We start from the raw sequence: 21,983 nt of genomic DNA, 5'->3' as shown, positions 1-21,983 counted from the left end.
AAACTTTTGTACAAAACTTAAAAAAATATTTGGCAAGGGTGGCGAAATTTGCTTGCAACATAACCAAAATTTAACAACAATATGCACCACACATTTCAATAAAGATTATAGAAAATATGGATTGGCAAACAGAAATTATTACCTCATTACTTTGGATTTTACGCAACTTAGCCATTACCGCATTGGTTTTTTCCTTTGCTGTGTTTATTTTGGTCAAAACCACCAACTGGGCAAAACAGTTTTGGTCAATGGCAAAAGGCTATATTTCGCCGAAACGTAGCATTAAACCGATTTTATTCTTTCTGTTTATTGTGGGTTTAACCCTGTTAGAAGTGCGTGTCAGCCTTATCGCCTCAAATTGGTATAATAATTTATACAGTGCTTTGCAAGATTTTGATGAACAAGCATTTTGGTATCAAATGGGGATTTTCTGTTTTATTGCGGGCATTAGTGTTACCAATGCCTTGTTTAGTTATTATTGTGAACAACGTTTTTCCATAAATTGGATTGAATGGCTAAATAAAAATTTATTGGATAAATGGCTAGCCAATCAGGCTTATTATAAATCACAACAAGTTTTTAATTTATTAGATAACCCTGATCAACGTATTCAACAAGATGTTCAATCTTATGTAAAATTTACCTTGTCTTTATCCACAGGGGTGATTAGTGCGGTTACGTCAATTATTTCCTTTACCATTTTGCTCTGGGGCTTATCTGGCTCAATGCAATTATTCGGCATTGAAATTCCCCATATGATGGTATTTTTAGTGTTTAGTTATGTGTTAGTAAGCACTGTTATTGCATTTTGGTTAGGACGCCCCTTAATTAGTTTAAGTTTCTTAAACGAAAAATTAAATGCAAATTACCGTTATTCCCTTATTCGGGTACGTGAATATGCGGAAAGTATTGCTTTTTATGCGGGCGAAAAAGCGGAAAAAAATCTGTTATACCGCCAATTTAGCCAAGTCATTAAAAATATGTGGGCGATTGTATTTAGAACCTTAAAATTTTCGGGGTTTAACTTAATCGTTAGCCAAATTTCTGTGGTCTTCCCATTTTTAATTCAAATTGGACGTTATTTTGAAAAGCAAATTAAGCTGGGCGATTTAATGCAAACCATACAGGTATTTGGGCGTTTACATAGTAACCTGTCTTATTTTCGTAATGTGTACGATACCTTTGCGGAATACAAAGCTACATTAGACCGTTTAACAGGCTTTGAAAATGCCATTAATGTTTCCACCAAAGTATCAAAAACCCATATTCAATCACACCCAAGTGATGTGATTTTTGAGCAACTGAGTATTAATTCACCCAATGGGGAACCCCTTATTCATCAGCTAAATGCCACTTTCCCCGCAGGTAGTTCAGTGCTAATTAGTGGTGCATCAGGGGTAGGGAAAACTACCTTATTGCGTACTATCGCAGGCTTATGGCCTTATTCAGAAGGAAAAATCGCTCGTCCTGACGATGTGCTTTTCCTTTCACAAAAACCTTATTTGCCACAGGGCAAACTCTTAGACGCTTTGCATTATCCTAACGCCGCCCCTGAACAACACACTTTTCATCAAGAAATTGAGCTACTCAAGGCTGTGCAACTAGGGCATTTAACCGATAAATTAAATCAAGAAAACGATTGGACAAGGGTGTTATCCTTAGGGGAACAGCAACGTTTAGCCTTTGCCCGTTTATTATTGCATAAACCTAAGGTGGCATTTTTAGATGAAGCCAGTGCCAGTATGGACGAGGGGTTAGAAGACGCAATGTATCGTTTACTAAAACAAGCCTTACCTCACACCACCATTATCAGTGTCGGTCATCGCTCAACCTTGTTTGCTTATCACCAACAGCGTTTAGTGATTGAGGCTGATAAAAGTTGGCGGTTAATTTAATGAAGAAAAGTGCGGTGTAAAATTTTTTATTTTTACACCGCACTTTACCTAACAAATTAAACTAATCTCGCTTTCGCCTCTGCAATGGCTTCGGCGACACGTTGTGGGGAAACGCCACCTTTGGCACAACGTTTGTCTAAACAAGATTGTAGCGAAAGAATTTCATAGACGTCATCGCCAACCACTTGGCTAAATTGTCTAAACTCTGGGATTGTAAGCTGTTCGAGGGCTTTGCCCTGTTCAATGGCATAAACCACTGTTTCGCCGACAATATGATGAGAATCACGAAATGGTACGCCTTTTGCCACTAAATAATCCGCTAATTCAGTGGCATTTGAATAGCCTTTGAGGGCGGCATTGCGAGTGCGTTCTACATTGACTTTAATATCCTCTAACACTAAGGTCGCCATATCTAAACAATCGTGCCAAGTGTCTAAGGCATCAAAAATGCCCTCTTTGTCTTCTTGCATATCTTTGTTATAGGCTAATGGCAAGCCTTTTACTGTCATCAACATACCTGTCAATGCGCCCACTACACGTCCCACTTTACCACGAATTAACTCACAGGCATCAGGGTTTTTCTTTTGTGGCATTAATGATGAACCTGAAGTAACCCGATCGGATAATTCCACAAAATTTGCTTCGCCACTGTTGAAAATAATCATATCTTCCGCAAAGCGAGAAAGGTGTACCATACTTAATGAGGCAGTGGATAATAACTCAATAATATGATCACGATCCGATACGCTGTCTAAGCTGTTGCGGGTGGCAGTGGCAAAACCGAGATCTTTGGCTAATTGTTCACGATCAATGGCATAAGCAGTTCCAGCCAACGCCCCGCTACCCAGTGGACAACTATCTAGCCGTTGGTAAGCATCAGTAAGACGGCTATAATCTCGTTCTAGCATTTCCACATACGCCATACACCAATGAGCAAAGGTAATCGGCTGGGCTCGTTGTAAGTGGGTATAACCGGGCATAACGGATTGTTGATTTTGCTCGGCGGTTTCCACTAATTTACTTTGTAATTGGCGTAAGGATTTTTGTAATAGGGTAATTTGCTGTTTACACCAAAGTTTGATATCAACCGCCACTTGGTCATTACGGCTGCGCCCTGTGTGTAATTTTTTGCCTAAGCTACCTACTTTATCAATGAGCTTACTTTCTACCCAGCTATGAATATCTTCGGCATCATCTTGCAAAATCATTTCAGGTTGTTGCAAGACTTCTTGTTTTAATTGTTGTAAAGCCTGTTCTAGCTGTTGTTGTTCCTCTTGCGTTAATACGCCCACGCTAACTAAGGCTTTTGACCAGCCAATAGAGCCATCAATATCTTGCTCCGCTAAGCGATAATCAAAGCGTAAAGAATCGTTGAAGGCTTTAAAACGTTGATCTGCTGGTTGTGTAAAACGTCCACCCCAAAGTGCCATATTTTTTCTCTCTCGTTATTAAGGTTTAATGGTTGTGCCAATTTGTTCGCCCGCAAAAAGTGCGGTCAGTTTTTCAGCATTTTTCCAGCTGGCAATACGCACGCCACGTTGTAATGTAGTTGCCGCCGCTAAAGCAGCATTGACTTTGACAATCATTCCGTCCGTAATCACTTGCTGTTGAATAAGCTGATCGATTTGTTGGCTGGTTAATTCGTTCAATAATTGTTTATCTTGATTAAGCACGCCATCAACATCGGATAACAATAATAAATCCGCATCGAGCAGTTGTGCAATCGCTGTGGCGGCTTGATCGGCGTTCACATTCATCAATATTCCATTTTTATCAACCGCAATGGAACTGATAATGGGTAAAAAATGGTGTTGTAATAAATTCAATAATAATTTGTTGTCTTTGCCAAAGACATTCGCAACGTGTCCCAATTCAGGATCGAAAACTTCCGCTTGGGTCATATTGCCATCGGCTAAGCTCAGCCCTACGGGATTAAGTTGAGCTTTGCTGGCTTGTGCCACCAGTTTTTTATTGGCGATACCTGCCAATGCCCCAACAATCACTTCAATTTGTGAGCTTGGTGTAATTCGCAAGCCATTTTTTTTCTGCACTGGTAAGTTAAGCTGTTGTAATAAATCATCAACCACGCAACCGCCACCATGCACAATCACGATTTGGCGGGCATTGTTCTGCATATATTTTGCCAAGGCATTGAATAAATTGTCTATTGCTTGTGCTGTATCTAATAATGCACCGCCGACTTTAATGACTAATGGTTTCATTAAATTAATCCTGTTGTTTCCGCTAAATTATAACGAATATTGGCACATTGCACCGCTTGTGCTGCCGCCCCTTTGAGTAAATTATCTTCTGCCCCCACAACGATAATATGTCCTTGATGACAAGCAAAACCAATATCGCAATAAGGGCTAAATTCAACGGCTTTAATGCTTGGCAAGCCTTGTGAATACAAACGAACCAAGGGTTTGTCTTCATAATATTGTTGATAACAGGCGTAAACTTGCTGTTCATCAATCTGAGGTTGTAATTTTGCGGTAATTGTCGCCAAAATGCCACGTTTAAAATTGCCTAAATGTGGGGTAAAAATCACGTCGGTACCAAGGTGTGTCGCGATTTCAGGTTGATGACGATGATGAAACACGCCATAAGGCTGTAAGCTCACTTCACAGAAACTGCTGGTTAAACTGGCTTTACGCCCCGCACCACTCACGCCACTGACCGCATTGATAATCGGTAATTGGGTTAAATCTAACAGCTGATTTTCAATCAGGGGCTTTAAACAAAGCTGAGAAACCGTAGGATAACAACCTGGGACAGCAATTAAATCTGCTTGCTTAATTTGTTCCGCATTCCACTCCGCTAAACCATATACTGCCTTAGCTAATAAATCGGGATATTGATGCTCAAAGCCATAAAACTGGCGATAAAAGTCGCTATTATTAACCCGATATGCCCCAGATAAATCAAAAACTTGACAATTTGCTTGCAAAAAAATAGGGGCAAGATCGTGGCTGACTTCGTGTGCCGTAGCTAAAAAGACTAAATCCACATTTTCCGCAAGTGCGGTCAGTTTTTCCGTTGAATCGGGCAACGGCAATAAAGGCAAATCCACTACCTGTTTCAGTTGCGGATATAATTCAGAGATATTTCGATTTGCATCCGCACTCTGGCTGGATACATAAAGTCCTTGCAAATGAAAATAAGGGTGAGAAAGCAAAATTCTGGCTAATTCCGCCCCTGTATAACCACTTGCTCCGATAATGATTGCATTTAGCATAAACGCCCCTTAAATTGATTATTTATGCTAATATTTTGCATAAATATTATTTTAAAGCAATGAATTTTTGTTTAAATTTTTATATCAAGAGAATTGGGTCTATATAAAAAGGGGAATATTAATCCCCTTTTAAAGTGGAATCATTATTCATTATAGATTTTGGTGGCGTTCATACGCCAATAAAGTATTTTCCATTAACATTGCCACCGTCATTGGACCAACCCCACCCGGTACAGGGGTAATAAAACTGGCTCGTTGTTGTGCTTGTTCAAAATCCACATCGCCCAATAATTTGCCCTCAACACGATTAATGCCCACATCAATCACAATGGCATTCGGTTTAATCCATTCCCCAGCAATAAACTTCGCTTTGCCCACAGCCACCACTAAAATATCCGCTTGACGTACATAGGATTCTAAATCTTGAGTAAATTTATGGGTTACCGTTACCGTTGCCCCAGCTAATAAAAGCTCTAACGCCATTGGACGACCGACAATATTAGATGCCCCCACAATCACCGCGTGCTGCCCATGCAAATCCACGCCTGTGGTGGCTAATAACTTCATAATCCCATAAGGGGTGCAAGCACGTAGCACAGGAATACGCTGACATAACCGCCCAACATTATAAGGGTGAAAGCCGTCCACATCTTTATTTGGGGCAATGCGTTCAATCACCTTGGTGGTATCAATATGGGCTGGTAAAGGTAATTGCACTAAAATGCCATCAACTTGATTATCTTGATTTAATTTATCAATTAACTCTAATAACTCTGCTTCAGAGGTTTGTTCGGGTAAATCATAGGATTTTGATTCAATACCAATTTCTGCACAGCTTTTACGCTTACTTCCCACATAAACCTGTGAGGCAGGATCTGCCCCCACTAAAATAACCGCCAACCCGGGCGCTCGCTTACCTTGTGTAACATAATTACGAATTTTATCCGCAATCTGTGATTTAATATTTTTCGCTAATTCTGTACCTGAAATAATTTTTGCGGTCATACTGATACCTTTATTTGAACAAGAAATTTTTTGCGTGCTTATTCTGTCAGAAAATAGCGGGAAATGTAAGACTAATTGAAATAAATTTAACCGTTCAAACCTAAAATAGAAAAAAATGATTGACTGACACGAAAAGAAATTTATAATCATCAATCACATATCGGCGAGTAGCGCAGCTTGGTAGCGCAACTGGTTTGGGACCAGTGGGTCGTAGGTTCAAATCCTATCTCGCCGACCACCTTTCTAAATATCCCAATGAAATGCGCCCTTAGCTCAGCTGGATAGAGCAACGGCCTTCTAAGCCGTAGGTCATTGGTTCGAATCCAATAGGGCGTGCCATTTATTCATCATTACTATTCTTATATTAATATCAATAAGCTATTTGGTTTACCTCATTCCCACCAATTTATGGGTTTGAATACTCAACTGTTATTTAGGTTTATTGGGGCGTTGGTTTAATAAGCCTAATTGGTAAATGGTTTGTTCCAAATTCATTTTGCCCTCGTTTTCACAAGGGGAGAGGTAATAATGCTGGGCTTCAATGGTGTTTCAATTTGTTCACAAAATGCTAAAACATTGTCATCGGCAACAATGCGGACTTCATGAGCAAAAGGGATACAGCGTTGGCGGTATTTATGCTGGTACAAGCGTTTGGGGCTGGTAGCGATATAATCAATTTGCGGTGGAATAGGTTTTAAGCCGTTGGTTTAAAGCCCTCTCCTAAAATATTATCTAATCAATAATAACTCTATGAAGTTGGTAGTCAGCTTAGCTAATAAACTCCATTATAAAAAACATAAATCAATATTGACAATAAATGAATATTATTTAAAATAAATATTCATTTATAATTGCGTTGTTGTAAGAGGTAATATGAATCTAATGAGAAAAATGATTTTATCTATGGCATTATTCTTTTCTAGTTTTGTCTATGCTGATAACTGGGATAGTGCTTATTTGGACTCCCAAGAATGCCGTTATCCTTATTGCCGATGTATTTATACTGTGGGCGGTAGTGGCGGTTTTAAATTTAACATTACTGTGCGAAAAAGTTTTTGCTCATCAATTATTTATGTTGATTTAGAGCGTGGAGTTTGGAAAGATTAACTATGAAATCAATATTTTTTATTTTTGTATGCATTTGGGGATTATTCGGTTGTACTAGTGCTAGTAATAACATTCCTAATCGTATTACTGAGGTTGTAAAACAAACTAATGCAGAATTGGCCAAACATCAAAATGTAATAAATGTTGCTCAAAAAATGTTTGATAAATTGGAACCTGTAAATCAATATGCAAACCAAGAAGAAATAGCTAGTTTAAATCAATTAGCTCATATTATTAAAAGTACAGTGTATCAATTAGAAGCTATTTATCATATTTCCCCTGAGTTAGAATTTTATACAGATTTTTATAAAATTATTATAGGGGTAAGAGATAAAAAGCTTACTTATTACCAAGCAAGTGAGTATATTTCTGTTATTCAAGCTAGATACCATAAAGCTTATGATATTATAAATCAGGCTCATAGAGAAAGAATTGCGGCAGAAAATGCCATATTTCAGCGAAAATTAGAACGAAATAATGAGCGTTTTAATAGAGCAATGCAAAATAATAGATCACAAAAAACAAGTCGAACAAGATGTTATAATTTAGGAAGTGATGTTATTTGCGATACAACAAGTTATTAACATTGATAGGAGTATAACAACAATATGCGTATGTTCAGTTATATTAAAGAAATATTCTATAACATTGTTGGTGTTTTATCTTATGTTATATTTACACTTTTCGCGATATTACCTATTTATTCAGCAATAAAAGATCTTATGACAGACAAAATTCTTTGGGCTGTTTTAGATTTTACAACAGTCATAATTGGGATAATTAGGGGTATTATGTATCTGTTAGGTTATTTATAAATTTAATTATTAGTGATAGATTTTCATTTTGTGAAAAAATGAAAATCTATTTGCTGCTAATTTTTTATTTTTTCTAATAAGTTTATAAAAGCTTTTTTTTGTTCTTGTGTTAATTGTTGCCAATACAAATCCAGCTCATCACTATTCCATTCACCAGTTTCTATACAACCTACAAAAAAGTAGCTTATAGGTGTTCTTAGGAAATTAGCTATTGCAACTAAATGACTTATATTAATTTTATTTGTACCTCTTTCATAGCGAGAAAGCTGTGGTTGTGAAATATCTACATATTCTGATAGTTTTTCTGCCGTATAACCTAATTCCTTACGTTTTTGTTGAATTCGTTGTCCAATTATCTTATCAATGTTAGTAGATATTAATTGTGCCATGTTTATTTCCTTATTAGTTATTCATTTATGGCATAATTTTTGGTTATTTTTAGCATTGACTGAATACTATTGTAGGAATATAATGATAACTAATTATTCAGTTGATGAATAAAATTAGAGTTGCTTACTAAAAAAGGGATTAATACGGTAATGATCAAAATAGGAATTTTATTCATTACACCAAATTGTAATCGTTCCATTTTGAAATAATACGTTGTTGATACGCTTTGCTTTATTCTTGGTAATGTCTTCAATATTGCATTGTCTTATTTTAAATTGAAGCGGCTATAGTAGAAATACAGAGACTAATTTTTTATTTGTTATAATTAAGGAGTGGATAATTATGTTAAAAAAAGTATTTTGGTTTCTTTTTGGGTTTAAAGGAAGAATTAGTAGATTACATTTTACTTTATTTCTACCATTTTTAAGTATTTTATTTCTACTGCTAGCTAGCTTTTTTACATTTATGATCAAAAAGAGTCATAATATTAATTCATTCTCTGATTTAATGATTAGTTTACTATTAGTCCTCTTCATAGCAGGAATTTATCTTTTAATTAAATATTCTCATATTGTAAGAAGAATACATGATTTTGATAAAAAAGCTAATGAGAGTTTATTGTTTATTATTATATTTTTATGCGATGTAATAAGCTTTTTCTTTCCATTTTTAGATCAGAATGGATTTGTTGTTATTCTTAGACCAATACTCGCTATATTATCAATAATATGTATTATATCTTTATGTTTTATAAAAGGTTCTAAATCAACTAATAGTTTTGATGATAAGACAGAGTGATTGAAAAAATATAAGTAAAAGTTTATAGAACAATCTAATCACCTCATCCCCACCAACTTATGGGTTTGAATACTCAACTGCCATTTAGGTTTATTGGGGCGTTGGTTTAATAAGCCTAATTGGCGAATGGTTTGTTCCAAATTCATCTCGCCCTCGTTTTCACAAGGGGAAAGGTAATAATGTTGGGCTTCAATGGTGGTTTCAATTTGTTCACAAAATGCTAAAACATCGTCATCGGCAACAATACGGACTTCATGGGCAAAAGGAATACAGCGTTGGCGGTATTTGTGCAGATATAAACGTTTGGGGCTGGTGGCGATATAATCAATTTGCGGTGGAATAGGTTTTAAGCCGTTGGTTTCAATGGCGAGAAAATAGCCTTCCGCTTTTAATTGTTCTAACAGTAGGCTTAAATGTGGCACAATCGTAGGTTCGCCGCCAGTGATAATAATATTTTTTGCGGAAAACGACCGCACTTTTGCCATAATTTGGCTTAGGGAATAGGGCTGATACTGGTTGTAATTGGTATCACACCAAGGGCAGGAGAGGTTGCATTTGCCAAAGCGGACAAAAATACTCGGCATGCCTGTGTTAAAGCCTTCTCCTTGTAAACTTTCAAAAATTTCCACAATATTAAATTGTGGATCAAATAATGCTTGTGTTGGCATAATTTATTCCTGATATTCACAAAATGAGGTGGGCGTTTCCCATAAACGAATGGCACTGACGGGTAAATTTTCCTCGTATTTTAGACGGTTAAAAATAAATCTCGCCATTTCTTCTGCGGTTGTACGCGTCGGAAAAGCAAAAGTTTTTGAGTTGAGTTGGTTCAGTAGCTGAGCAATTTGGCTTTCTCGTTCGCTATGTTGATCATAAATAAAGGCGTGATCAAGGGGATCAAGAATGGCACGTTTAACGATATTTTTAATGTCGCCAAAATCCATTACCATACCTTTTTTAGCCCTTGTTTGCTGTAAAGATTGGCTTACTTCCACTTGTAATTTATAGGTGTGTCCGTGTAAATTTTGGCATTTGCCATCATGTCCATCAAGTAAATGCGCCATATCAAAGCTAAATTCTTTGCTAATCTTAAATGCCATTATTTCCCCCTTGCTTTTGTTGTAAATATTGTTGCAAGCCCTTTTCCCTTAATTGGCAACTTGGGCATTGTCCGCAGCCGCCTTGTATCCCTTGATAACAAGTGTGAGTATGTTGGCGAATATAGTCTAAATAGCCCAGTTCATCGGCAAGTTGCCAAGTTTGGGCTTTGGTTAGGTACATTAATGGGGTAATAATATTGAATTGATAGTCCATCGCAAGGTTGAGCGTGATATTCATTGATTTGATAAACACATCTCGACAATCAGGATAGCCACTAAAATCGGTTTCACAAACCCCAGTGATAATATCCTTAATGCCTTGCCCTTTAGCATAAATGGCAGTGTAAAGCAAAAATAGCGCATTGCGTCCGTCTACAAAGGTGTTAGGCAGTTCGCCTTTTGCTTGGGCAATGGTTTGCTGACTATCCATTAAGGCATTATGGGTAATACTTTGCATCACTGAGAGATCAAGGATAGTTTGCTTTACTTTGAGATCTTGAGTGATCCATTTGGCTTTTTCCAGTTCAATATGATGACGTTGTCCATATTGAAAACTGATGGTTTCTACATTTTCAACACCATAATGTTGAATGGCTTGTAATAAGCAGGTGGTGGAGTCTTGTCCACCCGAAAAGATAACAATCCCTTTAGGATTGTTGGTTGCTAAATTGTTCATTGATTTTCCTAGTTTTTTTGCGTGGGAGGTTTGCGAACCACGGTTAAAGGCTATTTGTAGATACAAATAGCCTAAATTTTATAGTCGCCTCATTTTAAATTGAAATGACTATACAGAATTAACTCTTATGCTTCATCGCAGGAAATAAAATCACATCACGAATAGAAGCGGCATTAGCAAATAGCATAGCTAAGCGGTCAATTCCCAAGCCTTCGCCTGCGGTTGGTGGTAAGCCGTGTTCAAGGGCGACCACAAAGTCTTCATCTTTAAACATGGCTTCATCATCGCCAGCTTCTTTGGCAGCAACTTGAGCATCAAAACGGGCATTTTGATCTTCGGCATCATTAAGCTCCGAGAAACCATTACCAATTTCACGTCCCCCAATAAATAACTCAAAGCGATCGGTTACCTCTGGGTTTTGATCATTACGGCGTGCTAATGGCGAAATTTCTGCCGGGTGTGCCATTAAGAACGTCGGTTGAATTAAGTGCGGTTCTGCTACTTCTTCAAAAATAGCATTCACAAGACTACCTAATCCCCAAGATTTTTGTACTTCAATACCTAATTTATTTGCCACCGCAACAGCACGATCAAAATCATATAAATCTGCTTCCACAATTCCTTTCTCCGCACCATATTTTATGATTGCCTCGTGCATTGTAATGCGTTCAAATGGTTTACCAAAATCAAACTCATAGTCGCCATAAGGTACAATGGTTGTGCCAAGAATATCTAAGGCTAATTTACGCAATAATTCCTCGGTGTTATCCATTAAATCGTGGTAATCCGCATAGGCTTGGTAATATTCCAACATAGTAAATTCAGGATTATGCCGAACGGATACCCCCTCATTGCGGAAGTTACGGTTTAGCTCAAATACACGCTCAAAACCGCCGACAACTAGACGTTTTAAATAGAGCTCAGGGGCAATGCGTAAATACATATCCACATCTAAAGCATTATGATGGGTAACAAAAGGACGAGCCGATGCACCGCCTGGGATCACTTGTAGCATAGGTGTTTCCACTTCAAGGAAACCTTTGTTAATAAAATATTCACGAATACCAGCCACCACTTTAGAACGAATAATAAAAGTACGGCGTGATTCTTCATTGGCAATTAAATCTAAATAACGTTGGCGATAACGGGTTTCCTGATCACTTAAGCCATGGAATTTATCAGGCAAAGGGCGTAACGCTTTGGTTAATAATTCCACTTGGTTACAACGTACGGTAAGCTCATTGGTTTTGGTTTTAAATAACGTACCTTGCACCCCTACGATATCGCCTAAATCCCATAGCCCTACGTTATTTTGATATTCGCCCTCAGGTAAATTATCACGAGCAATATAGAGCTGAATACGTCCGCTCACATCTTGTAGGGTGACAAAGGTCGCTTTCCCCATAACACGTCTGGTCATAATTCGTCCAGCAACTTTGACTTGGATTTCTTGGGCTTTTAAACTTTCGCCATCGCTTTCGTCATATTGTTGATGTAAATCCTGTGCTAAAGCATTACGGCGAAAGGTATTAGGAAAGGCGTTACCTTTTTGACGTAAGGTATTTAATTTTTCGCGGCGAGCAAGCATTTCGCCGTTTAAATCTAATTCTTGGTTTTGGTCTGTCATTTTGTTACCTTTTTGTATGTTTAATTTTTAAATTTGTACTTTTTTATGACAAAGTGCGGTGAGTTTTTCGTTTATTTTTTCTATGTTATCAACCGTTTTTATTGTTGGTAATTTATAATCGTTCCACTTTAAACTCATACTGTGTTGGCACGTCTCGCCATACTATTTGTACTGTATTCGGCGTGCCACCTTGTCTTATTTTAAATTGAAACGACTATACTTTAATTTCTTCGTTATGGCTAACGGTTTTCGCCGTTGGCGACTTACTTTCTTTGTTTATCAGAGAACATAAGACAGAATAATAGATGCGCTATAAAATGAGTATCCCAAAAAAACTGTCCTCTGTATTCTGTCCTCTGTCTTCCGAAACTACAACCCCGCCTTTAAACTCGCTTCAATAAAACGGTCTAAATCACCGTCAAGTACAGCTTGGGTATTGCGGTTTTCTACCCCTGTGCGTAAATCCTTAATTCTTGAGTCATCAAGCACATAAGAACGGATCTGGCTACCCCAACCAATATCAGATTTACTTTCCTCCATGGCTTGTTTTTCCGCATTTTGTTTTTGCAATTCCAATTCATACAACTTAGCTTTAAGCTGTTTCATCGCTTGATCTTTATTCTTATGTTGAGAACGATCATTTTGGCATTGTACCACAATACCACTAGGTAAATGGGTAATACGCACCGCACTTTCCGTTTTATTGACGTGCTGTCCGCCTGCACCAGAAGCACGATAAACATCAATGCGTAGATCTGCTGGATTAATTTCAATATCAATATCTTCATCAATCTCAGGATAAACAAACACCGCAGCAAAAGAGGTATGGCGGCGATTGTTAGAATCAAAGGGGCTTTTTCGCACTAAGCGATGAATACCTGTTTCAGTGCGTAACCAACCAAAAGCATATTCCCCTGAAACCCGAATGGTGGCGGATTTCAAGCCAGCTACATCGCCGTCAGAAACTTCCATTAATTCTGTTTTAAAGCCTTTACTTTCCGCCCAACGCAAATACATTCGCAACAACATTTCTGTCCAATCCTGCGCTTCCGTACCGCCAGAACCTGCTTGTAAATCCACATAACAATCTGCACTATCGTGCTGTCCGCTAAACATACGACGAAATTCAAGCTGGGCTAAATTTTGTTCTAGCTGTTCTACTTCTTGACAGGCTTCGGCAAAACTTTGTTCGTCCTCGCCTTCAATGGCAAGTTCAAGCAAGACATCAATATCTTCTACGCCTTGCTCAAGTTGACGAATAGTATTAACCACATTTTCAAGGCTAACACGTTCTTTACCTAAGGCTTGGGCTTTGTCAGGATCATTCCACACTTCGGGTTGTTCTAATTCCGCATTAACCTCTTCTAAACGTTCAATTTTGCTATCAAGGTCAAAGATACCCCCTCAGCAACTGAGTACGCTGCTGAATATCAAGGATTTTATTTTTGATTGGATTGAGTTCAAACATAATGTTTATTTGGTTAAATGAAAGCGACGAATTATAAGCTATTTTGTGTCATTATGATAGCTAATATAGTCGTTTTACTTCAAAATCATACTGTGTTGGCACGCCTCGCCGTACTACTTGTACTGTCTTCGGCGTGCTGCCTTGTCTGATTTTGCATTAAAACGACTATAAGCCAAAACAAAGCTCCGCTAAATACAATTTTTTAACGGAGCTAAACTCAAGAAAGGTTTTAATTAGAATTTATAAGATAAGCTGGCAACGCCACTAATGCCCTCGCCGTAATAACAATAGTAATCACAGCCTGCGAGATATTTACGATTGCCTAGGTTATCAATATTTACTCTAGCTTGCCATTGCGGTGAAATATTATAGCTAGCAAACAGATCCACTAAGGTAGCAGACGGTACTTTAGCACCTGAATATAATGATCCTGTTGCGGTTACACTATTACCAATATAGCGTAAGCCAATGCCTGCATTAAAATCAGGGGTAAATTGATAAGCTAAACGGCTCGCAAGGGTATGTTTAGGGATAAGAGGCTGTTTTGCTCGAGTAGTTTCATCAATAGAATACAAATAAGTATAAGCCAATAAGGCACTTAATTTATCGGTAATATTGGCATTAATTTCTAATTCAATCCCTTTTCTTTCTATTGGATCAGCACTACTTACGGTATTACCACCACTGGCTGACATAATTAATGCTCCTTTATCACGAGCTTGGAAAGCTGCTAAAGAAATAGTCCCCTCTAACCAACTTGGCATATATTTTACCCCAATTTCATGTTGGCGAGTGATGTAAGGTTTATATAAGGTTTGATCACCACTTAAACCATTCGGCAAATAAAAAGATTCACTGTAAGCATAATAAGGGTTTAAGCCTAGATCATTAAAGTACATAATAGAACCTGAATAAGAAGTATGATTTTTCTTCACAGTTTGATCTGTACCTAACTGACTATTTCTTGCTCTATCGTGGCGGACACCTAAGGTTACTCCAAGGCTATCAAATAAATGTGCATTATTTTGTAAATAATAACCTTGTTGAATGGATTTAATATGTACACGAGGGGCATTAATACTATAAGGTTGTCCATAAGAAAGCGAAGGACTATATACATTTACGCTACTTGTTGAGCCAAATAAAGTATAAAGAGAATTAAAATCCTGATGACGGTAATCAAAACCTGCTAATAAGGTATTTTCTAACCAATCATTGTTATATCGCCAAGTAATACGATTATCAATACTATGGCTTTTTGCTCGCCCATTGTTATACACAACACCTCGGGCTAAATCATAATTACTGGTAAAGGGAATGGGATTCCAGTTTGCATCATATTGAGAGGGATAAGCATAAGCCCCTTGATGTTGATTAGAAATATATTGATAGCGATAATTTTGGCTAAAGGTTAAACCTGCACCAAAATCATGGCTAAATTCATAACCAATACTTTTGGCATGATTACGATCATAATCTTGGGTCGGATCGCCAAGGTTGGCATGACGAGAAATTTTGCCATAGGCAGTTGGTACTAAAGTGCCACTTTGTGGTAAGAAATTTGAGCTTGGTGTACCCACATTTTTTAAATAGCTAGCAAGCAAGGTTAAATGAGTGCGATCGGAAATATCCCAGCTAAGAGAGGGAGCAAAATAATAGCTTTCTGACCAAGTGCCATTCCATTCGCCGTCGGCACGTGCATAAGATCCCACTAAACGGTAACGTAGGCTATTATCCGCATTTAATCCGCCCGTATAGTCCAATCCGATGCCACGTTGGTTTTTGTTACCTACATAACTAACGATCGTACCCCCCCCCACAAGATCTTTATGTGGGCGTTTACTAATATAGTTAATTAAACCGCCAGCTTGGGCTGCCCCAAAGGTCATAGAGTCTGCCCCTTTAACCACTTCTACAGCTTCCACCCCAAATAAATCAATTTGTGGCGAGAAGAAACCTTGTTTTAACATTGGTGCACCGTCAAGGGATTGATTTGCTTCCACACCACGAATATTAAACCAGTTTGTATTGGTATCTGAACCATAGGTTTGATTGACAAAACCTGCTTGATAACGTCCTAATTCATCAGCTTTTACCACGCCTTCCTCTTGTAAGGTTTGCTGGCTAATCACTGTGGCAGATTTTGCTTGATTAAAGGGTTGTACATCAAGTTTATTTAATGTACCTACCACTTCAATAGCCTCTAACAATTCTGCTTGTGAGGCATTTTCTTCTGCGAATGCTGGGTTGATTGCCATAGCTATGGCACTGGCTAAGCCAGTATAAACAAAGGATTTTTTCATTGTTAAGTTCCTAGTTAGGTTAAGCCCACAAGGGGCGGTTACACAAAGCAAAAAATACACTTTTTCGCTTTATCGTATTTTATAGTCGTCCCACTTTAAAATGATACAGCGTTGGTACGCCTCGCCGTACTACTTGTACTGTCTTCGGCGTTCCGCCTTGTCTCATTTTTAATTGAAACGACTATAAAATATAACCGTTTCAGCTTGTCTTATTTTAAATTAAAACCACTATGTAACGGCTATATATTACACTTTACGCATCATCACTAAAAAATAGCTACCGCCAAGTAAGGTGGCGACCAATCCCGCAGGAATTTCATAAGGGAAAAGTAGCTGACGTCCTAGCCAATCTGCCATAATCATAATAATGCCACCCAATAAAGCAGCCACAATAAGCTGTTGATAAACCCGCGCCACCACTAAACGGGCTAAATGGGGTACTAATAAACCAATAAAGCTCAGAGGGCCGATAATCAAGGTGGCAATAGCTGTAAGCAAAGCGGAAAATAAAATTAAAATCCACCGCACTTGGCGTAAATTCAAGCCCAAGGCTTGTGCCATAGGGGCTTGTAAGCCTAAAATTTCTAACCAACGGCTAAATAACAAACTTATGCTAAATAACGCCAAGCTAATCAATAAAAAGCCCCAAGCGAAGTGGCTTTCTACCGGTTGAATTGAGCCTGAAGTCCAGTTAAGTAATAAAATGGCTCTCGGATCGCCACTGGCAATGGCTAATCGTTGTAAGGTATCAAATAATGCTGACAAGGAAATCCCTGTGAGTAGCACTTTTTCTGGCAACATACCATTGGCTTGATTAATCAGTAATAATAAGGATAACGCCAGTAATGCCCCGATAATCCCTGCTAACCAAAAGAATACGGGGCTTTGGCTAGAAAAGAAAAATAACAACAGCAAAATGCCCATACTGGTGCCTGAGGATATGCCCAGTAATTCAGGGCTTGCCATAGGATTTAGGGTAAGCCGTTGTAGTAAGACCCCTGCGGTGGCTAATAAAATCCCTACGGCTAATGCCATTAATAAACGGGGATAGCGTAATGCTATAACAATATCTTGTAAGTTATCTTGATTTAGCCAATGCCAACCCTGTCCGCTACGCCCAAAATTTAACGCCACAAAAATAACTGCAAACAAAAGCAACAAGGCAATGCCTATAAAGTGCGGTCTAAATTTAATTTGTTTTGTGGTGGCAGTTTCATTCAATCCTGTGGCTTTCGGTAAGGTGCGGAACATTAACCATAATAATAAAGGTGTACCTAATAACGCGGTTACTGCCCCTGTGGGTAAATGAATACCTCGCCATAATGCCAATAATTGCAACAATAAATCTGTTATTGCCAGTAATAATCCGCCACAATAAAATGCCAAAATAAGCTGATATTTTAGGCTACGCACCCCTAATTGACGCACCAATGTGGTGGCGACTAAACCAATAAAACCTAACATACCAACCGCACTGACCACACAAGCGATCAAATAACTTGCTACTGCAATCCCAATAAAACGCAAGCGAGCCACAGGGACACCTAAGCTGACGGCATTGCTTTCATTTAAACTTAAAATAGTGAGTGGGCGTATTAATAGGGCAATAATCAATAACATTGGGCAAATTTGCCAAATAAGCCATTGACTATCGTGCCAAGACTCTTGCACCAATGAACCTGCTCCCCATAATGCTAAGCCTCGCGATTCTTCGGGATAAAATAACATCATCAGTGATGAAAACGCACCAAAATATAAATTTACCACTAAGCCTGCCAAGATTAGCAATAAGGGCGACATGGTTTTACGCCAAGCTAAACAAAATACTAATAACAAACTCACCACCGCACCGCCTAAAGCGATTAGGCTTGCCCCATAATGTAAACTGGCAGGAAATAAAATGGTGGCTAAAAATAAGGCAAACTGAGCGCCACTGCTGATCCCAATGGTGCTATCGGATACCAAATTATTTGCCATAATTTGTTGTAATAAAAGGCTTGCTAAACCTAATGTCCCGCCCGCTAATAACGCCATAACAATACGAGGTAGGCTATAGTTTTGCAATAACAATACCTCAAGATCTGCGGACTGACGGAATAAATCCGTTAGATTAAAGTGAGCGGGTAATTGCTGGCTTAACAACATTATCGCTAACACAAAAAATAATAAGCATAGGCCCACAAAGAAAAGTGCGGTGGGTTTTGTGTTTATTTTTACCAAGGTTCCCCTCCTGTTTGTAATGCCTGCACCAAGGTTTGGGCAAAACGCTGTGCCGAGGGAATACCGCCAAAGGTCCAAATGGCAGGCAAAACTAAGGTGTTTTCATTGAGCTTTAAATGTTGCCATAAACTATTATGGCTAAGGGCTTGCACCACATTGGCAGGATAAGGTTTAATTACCACCAGTCGCACATTTTGGGGTAATTGGCTTAATTGGGTAATATTAATGGTGGCAAATCCCCACAAGTTATGTTCCCCTTGCCAAGCATTGCGGAAACCCAGCTGGTTTAACACCGCGCCAAGTAAACTATTTTCCGCATAAATGCGTAAGTGGCGAGTATCAATAAATTGCACTAAAGCAATAGGACGTGAGATAAAAGGCTGAGCCTGTGGCAATAACTGTGCAATCTGTTTATCAAAATTTGCCAATAATTTCTCCGCATAATCCGCTCGCCCTACTAAATTTGCTACTTGTTGAGTGGCAGTAACAATATTTTGCCAAGCATTGCCCGCTTGATAAAAATCCACCATTTCTACTTGAGCAAAGGGCTTGAGCATTGCACTTGCCATAGCATAAAAAGGGGTATTAATAAAAATAAGCGGTCTTTGGCTATCTTGCTTGGCTAACCAAGCCACTTGTTCAAGATTAGGTTGATGACGAAGCCCTAAATCAATAATCTGTGGCGGTAAACTAGGCTTTGCCACCCATTTTTCATACGCCTCAACATCGCCAATCGCCACAGGCTCAACCCCTAGGGCTAACAAAGTTTCTGCCACTGTCCAATCAAGGCTTGCATAGCGAGCAGTTCCCGTTTGAGCCTGTGCCAAAACAGCGAAAAAGCAACAGTAAAGTGCGGTGAAAATAAACAAAATTTTTTTCATTAGTAAAAGCTCACTGGACAAGTGGTATTAGGGTGAGGCATTACATTAAGTTGAATACCATAAATCGCTTGTAAATTAGGCTGAGTAATCATTTGTTGCGGCGTACCTTGCATTAACAAACGCCCACTATGCAAGGCAATTAATTCATCGCAAAAATAGCTGGCAAGGTTAATATCATGAATAACAATCACTACTCCTAAGCCCAATTCTCGGCTTAATTGACGAATTAACTGCATAACTTCCACTTGATGAGCAATATCCAAAGGGGCTAAGGGTTCATCAAGCAATAAAAATTGGCTTTGCTGAGCTAATAACATGGCTAACCAAATGCGAGAGCGTTCGCCACCTGATAGAGTATCAATAAATTGTTCAGCAAATTGACAAGTATGGGTCAGTTGCATTGCCCGTTCAATCGCCTGCTGATCCGTTTCAGTTTGACGCCCTAATAAACCATTCCACGCATAACGTCCCATAGCAATCAATTCACGCGCCGTTAATTGTGTTGAAGTAGGTAAATGTTGCGGTAAATAAGCCACTTGTTTCGCAAAATCACGACTTCCCCAAGAGGAAATATCCTGTTTATTAAGCAAAATCTGCCCACCACTGATTTTTTGTTGACGAGCCATTAATTTAATTAAGGTAGATTTCCCTGAACCATTATGCCCAATTAAGCCATACACCTTGCCAGCACTAAAATTCAAATTAAGAGGATATAACAAGGTACGTTGCGGGATCACAAATGACACTTGTTTTAATTGAAACACAATTTCCTCTCCTTATTTTATTCTTGCTGACATTTATGCTGTGGAAAAAATCGGCAAGATTTTAACTGTAAATAAAAATAATTTCAATTTGATTTCTATGTTTGTTGAAAAATGTAATTCAAGACATTTTTGTTAGTTTTTAAATAGTAAAAAACTAAAGAGCGGTAAGTTTTGAGATTATTTTTGCATTGTTATTTCTTATTTTTGTCTTATTTAACGAGAAACGATGATAAAAGGTAGGTTGAATAAGTTTTAAATAGATAGCTAATGATTAATTAGCTATCTATTTTTTATTTCTTTTAAAGAGGAACAACTATAAAACCCCTGCTAGCTCAAAAAAAGTTTTATAGGCTTGAGCTTTTTTCTCTAAACTCAGTGGATAGGCTCTTGAGGTAGAGGGTAGGCGGTAGAGTTTTAATGAGCGATGTTGAAAGGGGAAATCAATATATTGATTGGTTTTAGGGGCTTTAATTTTTTCAGGTAATAAGCTGAGAAGAATTTCTGTGGCTTTACCGCCAGTGGTAAAAATCCATTGGCAATCAGGAAGTTGTTCAAGGATATGCGTTAAGTTTACAGGTTCAACAATTTTGAGAAATTTGTCTGAGGCATTATCTTGTTCACGAATAGCTTTCATTACGGTTGGGCAGGTTGCGATGCCTTTTTGATAGAAAAAATCTTTAATTTTATTAGGATCAAAGCGTTTTTCATTATTGACTTGAAAATAATGAGGATCATTAAAAAACACTAATCCATAAATTCGCCACATATCATTTTGAAAATTCGGGTAATGGAATTCCATACAACGTTTTTCTTCTTTGGGCGGAAAGGTTCCCATCATCATTACTGTTGCCTTTGGGGGTAAAACAGGTGGGAAAGGGTGGGTTTCAATAAGCATAAGAGTATAGTCGTTTTAATTTAAAATAAGATGACTATAAAAGGGCGATTTGCCCTTTTATAGTCGTACCGAATTTGTACATTATTTAGAATGATAGATTATTTCGTTAAGATGCTGTCTAATTCTGCACTGACTTGTTCTACTTTTTGAGTGCCATCTAAACGAAAATATTGGGTATGACCTGCTTTTGCCTCTGCTTGATAATAATCAATTAGTGGTTTGGTGGTGGAGTGATAAACTTTTAAGCGGTCTAACACAGTTTCTGGTTTATCATCGGCACGAATAATGAGTTCTTCACCAGTTATATCATCTTTCCCTTCCACTTTTGGTGGATTATAAATAATATGATAAGAACGCCCAGAAGGTTGGTGTACGCGACGACCGCTCATTCGTTCCACAATGACATCATCAGGCACATCAAACTCAAGCACATAATCAATGGCGATGCCAGTATTTTTTAGGGCATCTGCTTGTGGAATGGTGCGAGGGAAGCCGTCTAATAAAAAGCCATCAGCACAATCAGCTTGAGCAACACGTTCTTTCACTAAGGCAATAATAAGTTCATCAGGCACTAATTGTCCTGCGTCCATTAAGGTTTTTGCTTGTTGTCCGAGTTCTGAGCTTGATTTGATTGCGGCACGTAACATATCCCCAGTAGAAATTTGTGGGATATTAAATTTATTCATAATAAATTGTGCTTGTGTGCCTTTGCCTGCTCCGGGTGCACCTAATAAAATGATTTTCATATTAACCTCTTTGTTAAAATCGCTTTATGGATTTTGTGGAAAATTACCGAGGTAA

The 21,983-nt window shown here is 38.2% G+C and carries 19 protein-coding genes, 2 tRNA genes, 2 pseudogenes and 1 riboswitch; of the genes and pseudogenes, 6 read left to right on the top strand and 17 right to left on the bottom strand.

The window, feature by feature from the left end:
• The first annotated feature begins 116 nt into the window (after nt 1–116).
• Complete coding sequence (locus A6A20_RS04250; RefSeq protein ID WP_279572297.1) at nt 117–1,895, top strand: ABC transporter ATP-binding protein/permease; 1,779 nt, start codon at nt 117–119, stop codon at nt 1,893–1,895.
• 56 nt (nt 1,896–1,951) lie between these two features.
• Here A6A20_RS04250 and argH read toward each other — a convergent pair whose 3' ends face one another.
• From argH to folD, 4 genes are all read right to left on the bottom strand, one after another.
• The gene (gene argH / locus A6A20_RS04245) at nt 1,952–3,325 is read right to left on the bottom strand and encodes an argininosuccinate lyase (RefSeq protein ID WP_279572296.1); all 1,374 of its coding nucleotides are present in this window, start codon (nt 3,323–3,325) and stop codon (nt 1,952–1,954) included.
• A gap of 18 nt (nt 3,326–3,343) precedes the next feature.
• Entirely contained in the window at nt 3,344–4,117 is a 774-nt protein-coding gene (gene argB, locus A6A20_RS04240; protein WP_279572295.1) for an acetylglutamate kinase, read from the bottom strand.
• Nucleotides 4,117–5,133, bottom strand: a complete 1,017-nt coding sequence (gene argC / locus A6A20_RS04235; RefSeq protein ID WP_279572294.1) for an N-acetyl-gamma-glutamyl-phosphate reductase — start codon at nt 5,131–5,133, stop codon at nt 4,117–4,119. The genes argB and argC overlap by 1 nt, the downstream gene beginning before the upstream one ends.
• A 150-nt stretch (nt 5,134–5,283) precedes the next feature.
• Nucleotides 5,284–6,138, bottom strand: coding sequence for a bifunctional methylenetetrahydrofolate dehydrogenase/methenyltetrahydrofolate cyclohydrolase FolD (gene folD, locus A6A20_RS04230; protein ID WP_279572293.1), 855 nt, complete (start codon nt 6,136–6,138; stop codon nt 5,284–5,286).
• 161 nt (nt 6,139–6,299) lie between these two features.
• Between folD and A6A20_RS04225 the strand changes: the two genes are divergently transcribed.
• Together A6A20_RS04225 and A6A20_RS04220 are read left to right on the top strand one after the other, a co-directional pair.
• Nucleotides 6,300–6,376 (top strand) — tRNA-Pro (locus A6A20_RS04225).
• 24 nt (nt 6,377–6,400) lie between these two features.
• A tRNA-Arg gene (locus tag A6A20_RS04220) sits at nt 6,401–6,477 on the top strand.
• 90 nt (nt 6,478–6,567) lie between these two features.
• Here the strand turns inward: A6A20_RS04220 and A6A20_RS04215 are convergent.
• Nucleotides 6,568–6,845: pseudogene (locus A6A20_RS04215) on the bottom strand (radical SAM protein); the annotation flags it as partial.
• A 175-nt stretch (nt 6,846–7,020) separates the two neighbouring features.
• Between A6A20_RS04215 and A6A20_RS04210 the strand changes: the two are divergent.
• Both A6A20_RS04210 and A6A20_RS04205 read left to right on the top strand, forming a co-directional pair.
• Nucleotides 7,021–7,245 (top strand): hypothetical protein, encoded by a 225-nt coding sequence (locus A6A20_RS04210; protein WP_279572292.1) that lies wholly within the window; start codon nt 7,021–7,023, stop codon nt 7,243–7,245.
• A 2-nt stretch (nt 7,246–7,247) separates the two neighbouring features.
• On the top strand, nt 7,248–7,829 hold the full coding sequence (locus A6A20_RS04205; RefSeq protein WP_279572291.1) for a hypothetical protein: 582 nt from the start codon (nt 7,248–7,250) through the stop codon (nt 7,827–7,829).
• A 287-nt stretch (nt 7,830–8,116) separates the two neighbouring features.
• On the opposite strand, the gene A6A20_RS04200 is transcribed toward A6A20_RS04205, so the two are convergent.
• A complete protein-coding gene (locus A6A20_RS04200; protein ID WP_279572290.1) occupies nt 8,117–8,449 on the bottom strand; it encodes a helix-turn-helix domain-containing protein in 333 nt (110 codons plus the stop codon).
• Nucleotides 8,450–8,792: 343 nt separating this feature from the next.
• Here A6A20_RS04200 and A6A20_RS04195 point away from each other — a divergent pair, with 343 nt between their 5' ends.
• Entirely contained in the window at nt 8,793–9,248 is a 456-nt protein-coding gene (locus A6A20_RS04195) for a DUF805 domain-containing protein (RefSeq protein WP_279572289.1), read from the top strand.
• Nucleotides 9,249–9,286: 38 nt separating this feature from the next.
• Here A6A20_RS04195 and A6A20_RS04190 read toward each other — a convergent pair whose 3' ends face one another.
• From A6A20_RS04190 to adk, 11 genes and pseudogenes are all read right to left on the bottom strand, one after another.
• A complete protein-coding gene (locus A6A20_RS04190) occupies nt 9,287–9,916 on the bottom strand; it encodes a 7-carboxy-7-deazaguanine synthase QueE (RefSeq protein WP_279572288.1) in 630 nt (209 codons plus the stop codon).
• Nucleotides 9,917–9,919: 3 nt separating this feature from the next.
• Nucleotides 9,920–10,348, bottom strand: coding sequence for a 6-carboxytetrahydropterin synthase QueD (gene queD, locus A6A20_RS04185; RefSeq protein WP_279572287.1), 429 nt, complete (start codon nt 10,346–10,348; stop codon nt 9,920–9,922).
• On the bottom strand, nt 10,338–11,024 hold the full coding sequence (gene queC / locus A6A20_RS04180) for a 7-cyano-7-deazaguanine synthase QueC (protein WP_279572286.1): 687 nt from the start codon (nt 11,022–11,024) through the stop codon (nt 10,338–10,340). The genes queD and queC overlap by 11 nt, the downstream gene beginning before the upstream one ends.
• A gap of 2 nt (nt 11,025–11,026) precedes the next feature.
• Nucleotides 11,027–11,071, bottom strand: a riboswitch (PreQ1 riboswitch).
• Between the two features lie 71 nt (nt 11,072–11,142).
• Complete coding sequence (gene lysS, locus A6A20_RS04175) at nt 11,143–12,651, bottom strand: lysine--tRNA ligase (protein WP_279572285.1); 1,509 nt, start codon at nt 12,649–12,651, stop codon at nt 11,143–11,145.
• Between the two features lie 369 nt (nt 12,652–13,020).
• Nucleotides 13,021–14,119 (bottom strand): peptide chain release factor 2 gene (gene prfB, locus A6A20_RS04170; protein WP_279572284.1). Its coding sequence is split into 2 segments (ribosomal slippage): nt 13,021–14,043 and nt 14,045–14,119, totalling 1,098 coding nucleotides; the frame shifts between segments, so codons are not numbered across the junction.
• A gap of 233 nt (nt 14,120–14,352) precedes the next feature.
• A complete protein-coding gene (locus tag A6A20_RS04165; protein WP_279572283.1) occupies nt 14,353–16,422 on the bottom strand; it encodes a TonB-dependent siderophore receptor in 2,070 nt (689 codons plus the stop codon).
• A gap of 246 nt (nt 16,423–16,668) precedes the next feature.
• Nucleotides 16,669–18,642 (bottom strand): Fe(3+)-hydroxamate ABC transporter permease FhuB, encoded by a 1,974-nt coding sequence (fhuB, locus tag A6A20_RS04160; RefSeq protein WP_424585412.1) that lies wholly within the window; start codon nt 18,640–18,642, stop codon nt 16,669–16,671.
• Complete coding sequence (locus A6A20_RS04155; protein ID WP_279572282.1) at nt 18,636–19,523, bottom strand: iron-siderophore ABC transporter substrate-binding protein; 888 nt, start codon at nt 19,521–19,523, stop codon at nt 18,636–18,638. Before A6A20_RS04155 ends, fhuB begins: the two co-directional genes overlap by 7 nt.
• Nucleotides 19,524–19,780: 257 nt before the next feature.
• Nucleotides 19,781–20,260, bottom strand: a pseudogene (locus tag A6A20_RS12810) (ABC transporter ATP-binding protein); the annotation flags it as partial.
• A gap of 340 nt (nt 20,261–20,600) precedes the next feature.
• Complete coding sequence (locus A6A20_RS04145; protein WP_279572280.1) at nt 20,601–21,182, bottom strand: DNA glycosylase; 582 nt, start codon at nt 21,180–21,182, stop codon at nt 20,601–20,603.
• 98 nt (nt 21,183–21,280) lie between these two features.
• Nucleotides 21,281–21,928, bottom strand: a complete 648-nt coding sequence (adk, locus tag A6A20_RS04140; RefSeq protein ID WP_279572279.1) for an adenylate kinase — start codon at nt 21,926–21,928, stop codon at nt 21,281–21,283.
• Nucleotides 21,929–21,983 lie beyond the last annotated feature (55 nt).

Origin of the sequence: Volucribacter amazonae (assembly GCF_029783845.1) — a bacterium.
GTDB lineage: Bacteria > Pseudomonadota > Gammaproteobacteria > Enterobacterales > Pasteurellaceae > Volucribacter > Volucribacter amazonae.
The sequence above is the reverse complement of the archived record's forward strand: the minus strand, read 5'-3'. Positions and strand labels throughout refer to the sequence as shown.

Excerpts from the sequence above, each read along its gene's own strand:
- folD (WP_279572293.1), bottom strand. The coding sequence starts at position 6,138 with ATGACCGCAAAAATTATTTCAGGTACAGAATTAGCGAAAAATATTAAA.
- A6A20_RS04205 (WP_279572291.1), top strand. The coding sequence starts at position 7,248 with ATGAAATCAATATTTTTTATTTTTGTATGCATTTGGGGATTATTCGGT.
- A6A20_RS04200 (WP_279572290.1), bottom strand. The coding sequence starts at position 8,449 with ATGGCACAATTAATATCTACTAACATTGATAAGATAATTGGACAACGA.
- queC (WP_279572286.1), bottom strand. The coding sequence starts at position 11,024 with ATGAACAATTTAGCAACCAACAATCCTAAAGGGATTGTTATCTTTTCG.
- A6A20_RS04165 (WP_279572283.1), bottom strand. The coding sequence starts at position 16,422 with ATGAAAAAATCCTTTGTTTATACTGGCTTAGCCAGTGCCATAGCTATG.
- queD (WP_279572287.1), bottom strand. The coding sequence starts at position 10,348 with ATGGCATTTAAGATTAGCAAAGAATTTAGCTTTGATATGGCGCATTTA.
- argH (WP_279572296.1), bottom strand. The coding sequence starts at position 3,325 with ATGGCACTTTGGGGTGGACGTTTTACACAACCAGCAGATCAACGTTTT.
- lysS (WP_279572285.1), bottom strand. The coding sequence starts at position 12,651 with ATGACAGACCAAAACCAAGAATTAGATTTAAACGGCGAAATGCTTGCT.
- adk (WP_279572279.1), bottom strand. The coding sequence starts at position 21,928 with ATGAAAATCATTTTATTAGGTGCACCCGGAGCAGGCAAAGGCACACAA.
- A6A20_RS04145 (WP_279572280.1), bottom strand. The coding sequence starts at position 21,182 with ATGCTTATTGAAACCCACCCTTTCCCACCTGTTTTACCCCCAAAGGCA.
- A6A20_RS04195 (WP_279572289.1), top strand. The coding sequence starts at position 8,793 with ATGTTAAAAAAAGTATTTTGGTTTCTTTTTGGGTTTAAAGGAAGAATT.
- A6A20_RS04210 (WP_279572292.1), top strand. The coding sequence starts at position 7,021 with ATGAGAAAAATGATTTTATCTATGGCATTATTCTTTTCTAGTTTTGTC.
- A6A20_RS04155 (WP_279572282.1), bottom strand. The coding sequence starts at position 19,523 with ATGAAAAAAATTTTGTTTATTTTCACCGCACTTTACTGTTGCTTTTTC.
- argB (WP_279572295.1), bottom strand. The coding sequence starts at position 4,117 with ATGAAACCATTAGTCATTAAAGTCGGCGGTGCATTATTAGATACAGCA.
- argC (WP_279572294.1), bottom strand. The coding sequence starts at position 5,133 with ATGCTAAATGCAATCATTATCGGAGCAAGTGGTTATACAGGGGCGGAA.
- A6A20_RS04250 (WP_279572297.1), top strand. The coding sequence starts at position 117 with ATGGATTGGCAAACAGAAATTATTACCTCATTACTTTGGATTTTACGC.
- A6A20_RS04190 (WP_279572288.1), bottom strand. The coding sequence starts at position 9,916 with ATGCCAACACAAGCATTATTTGATCCACAATTTAATATTGTGGAAATT.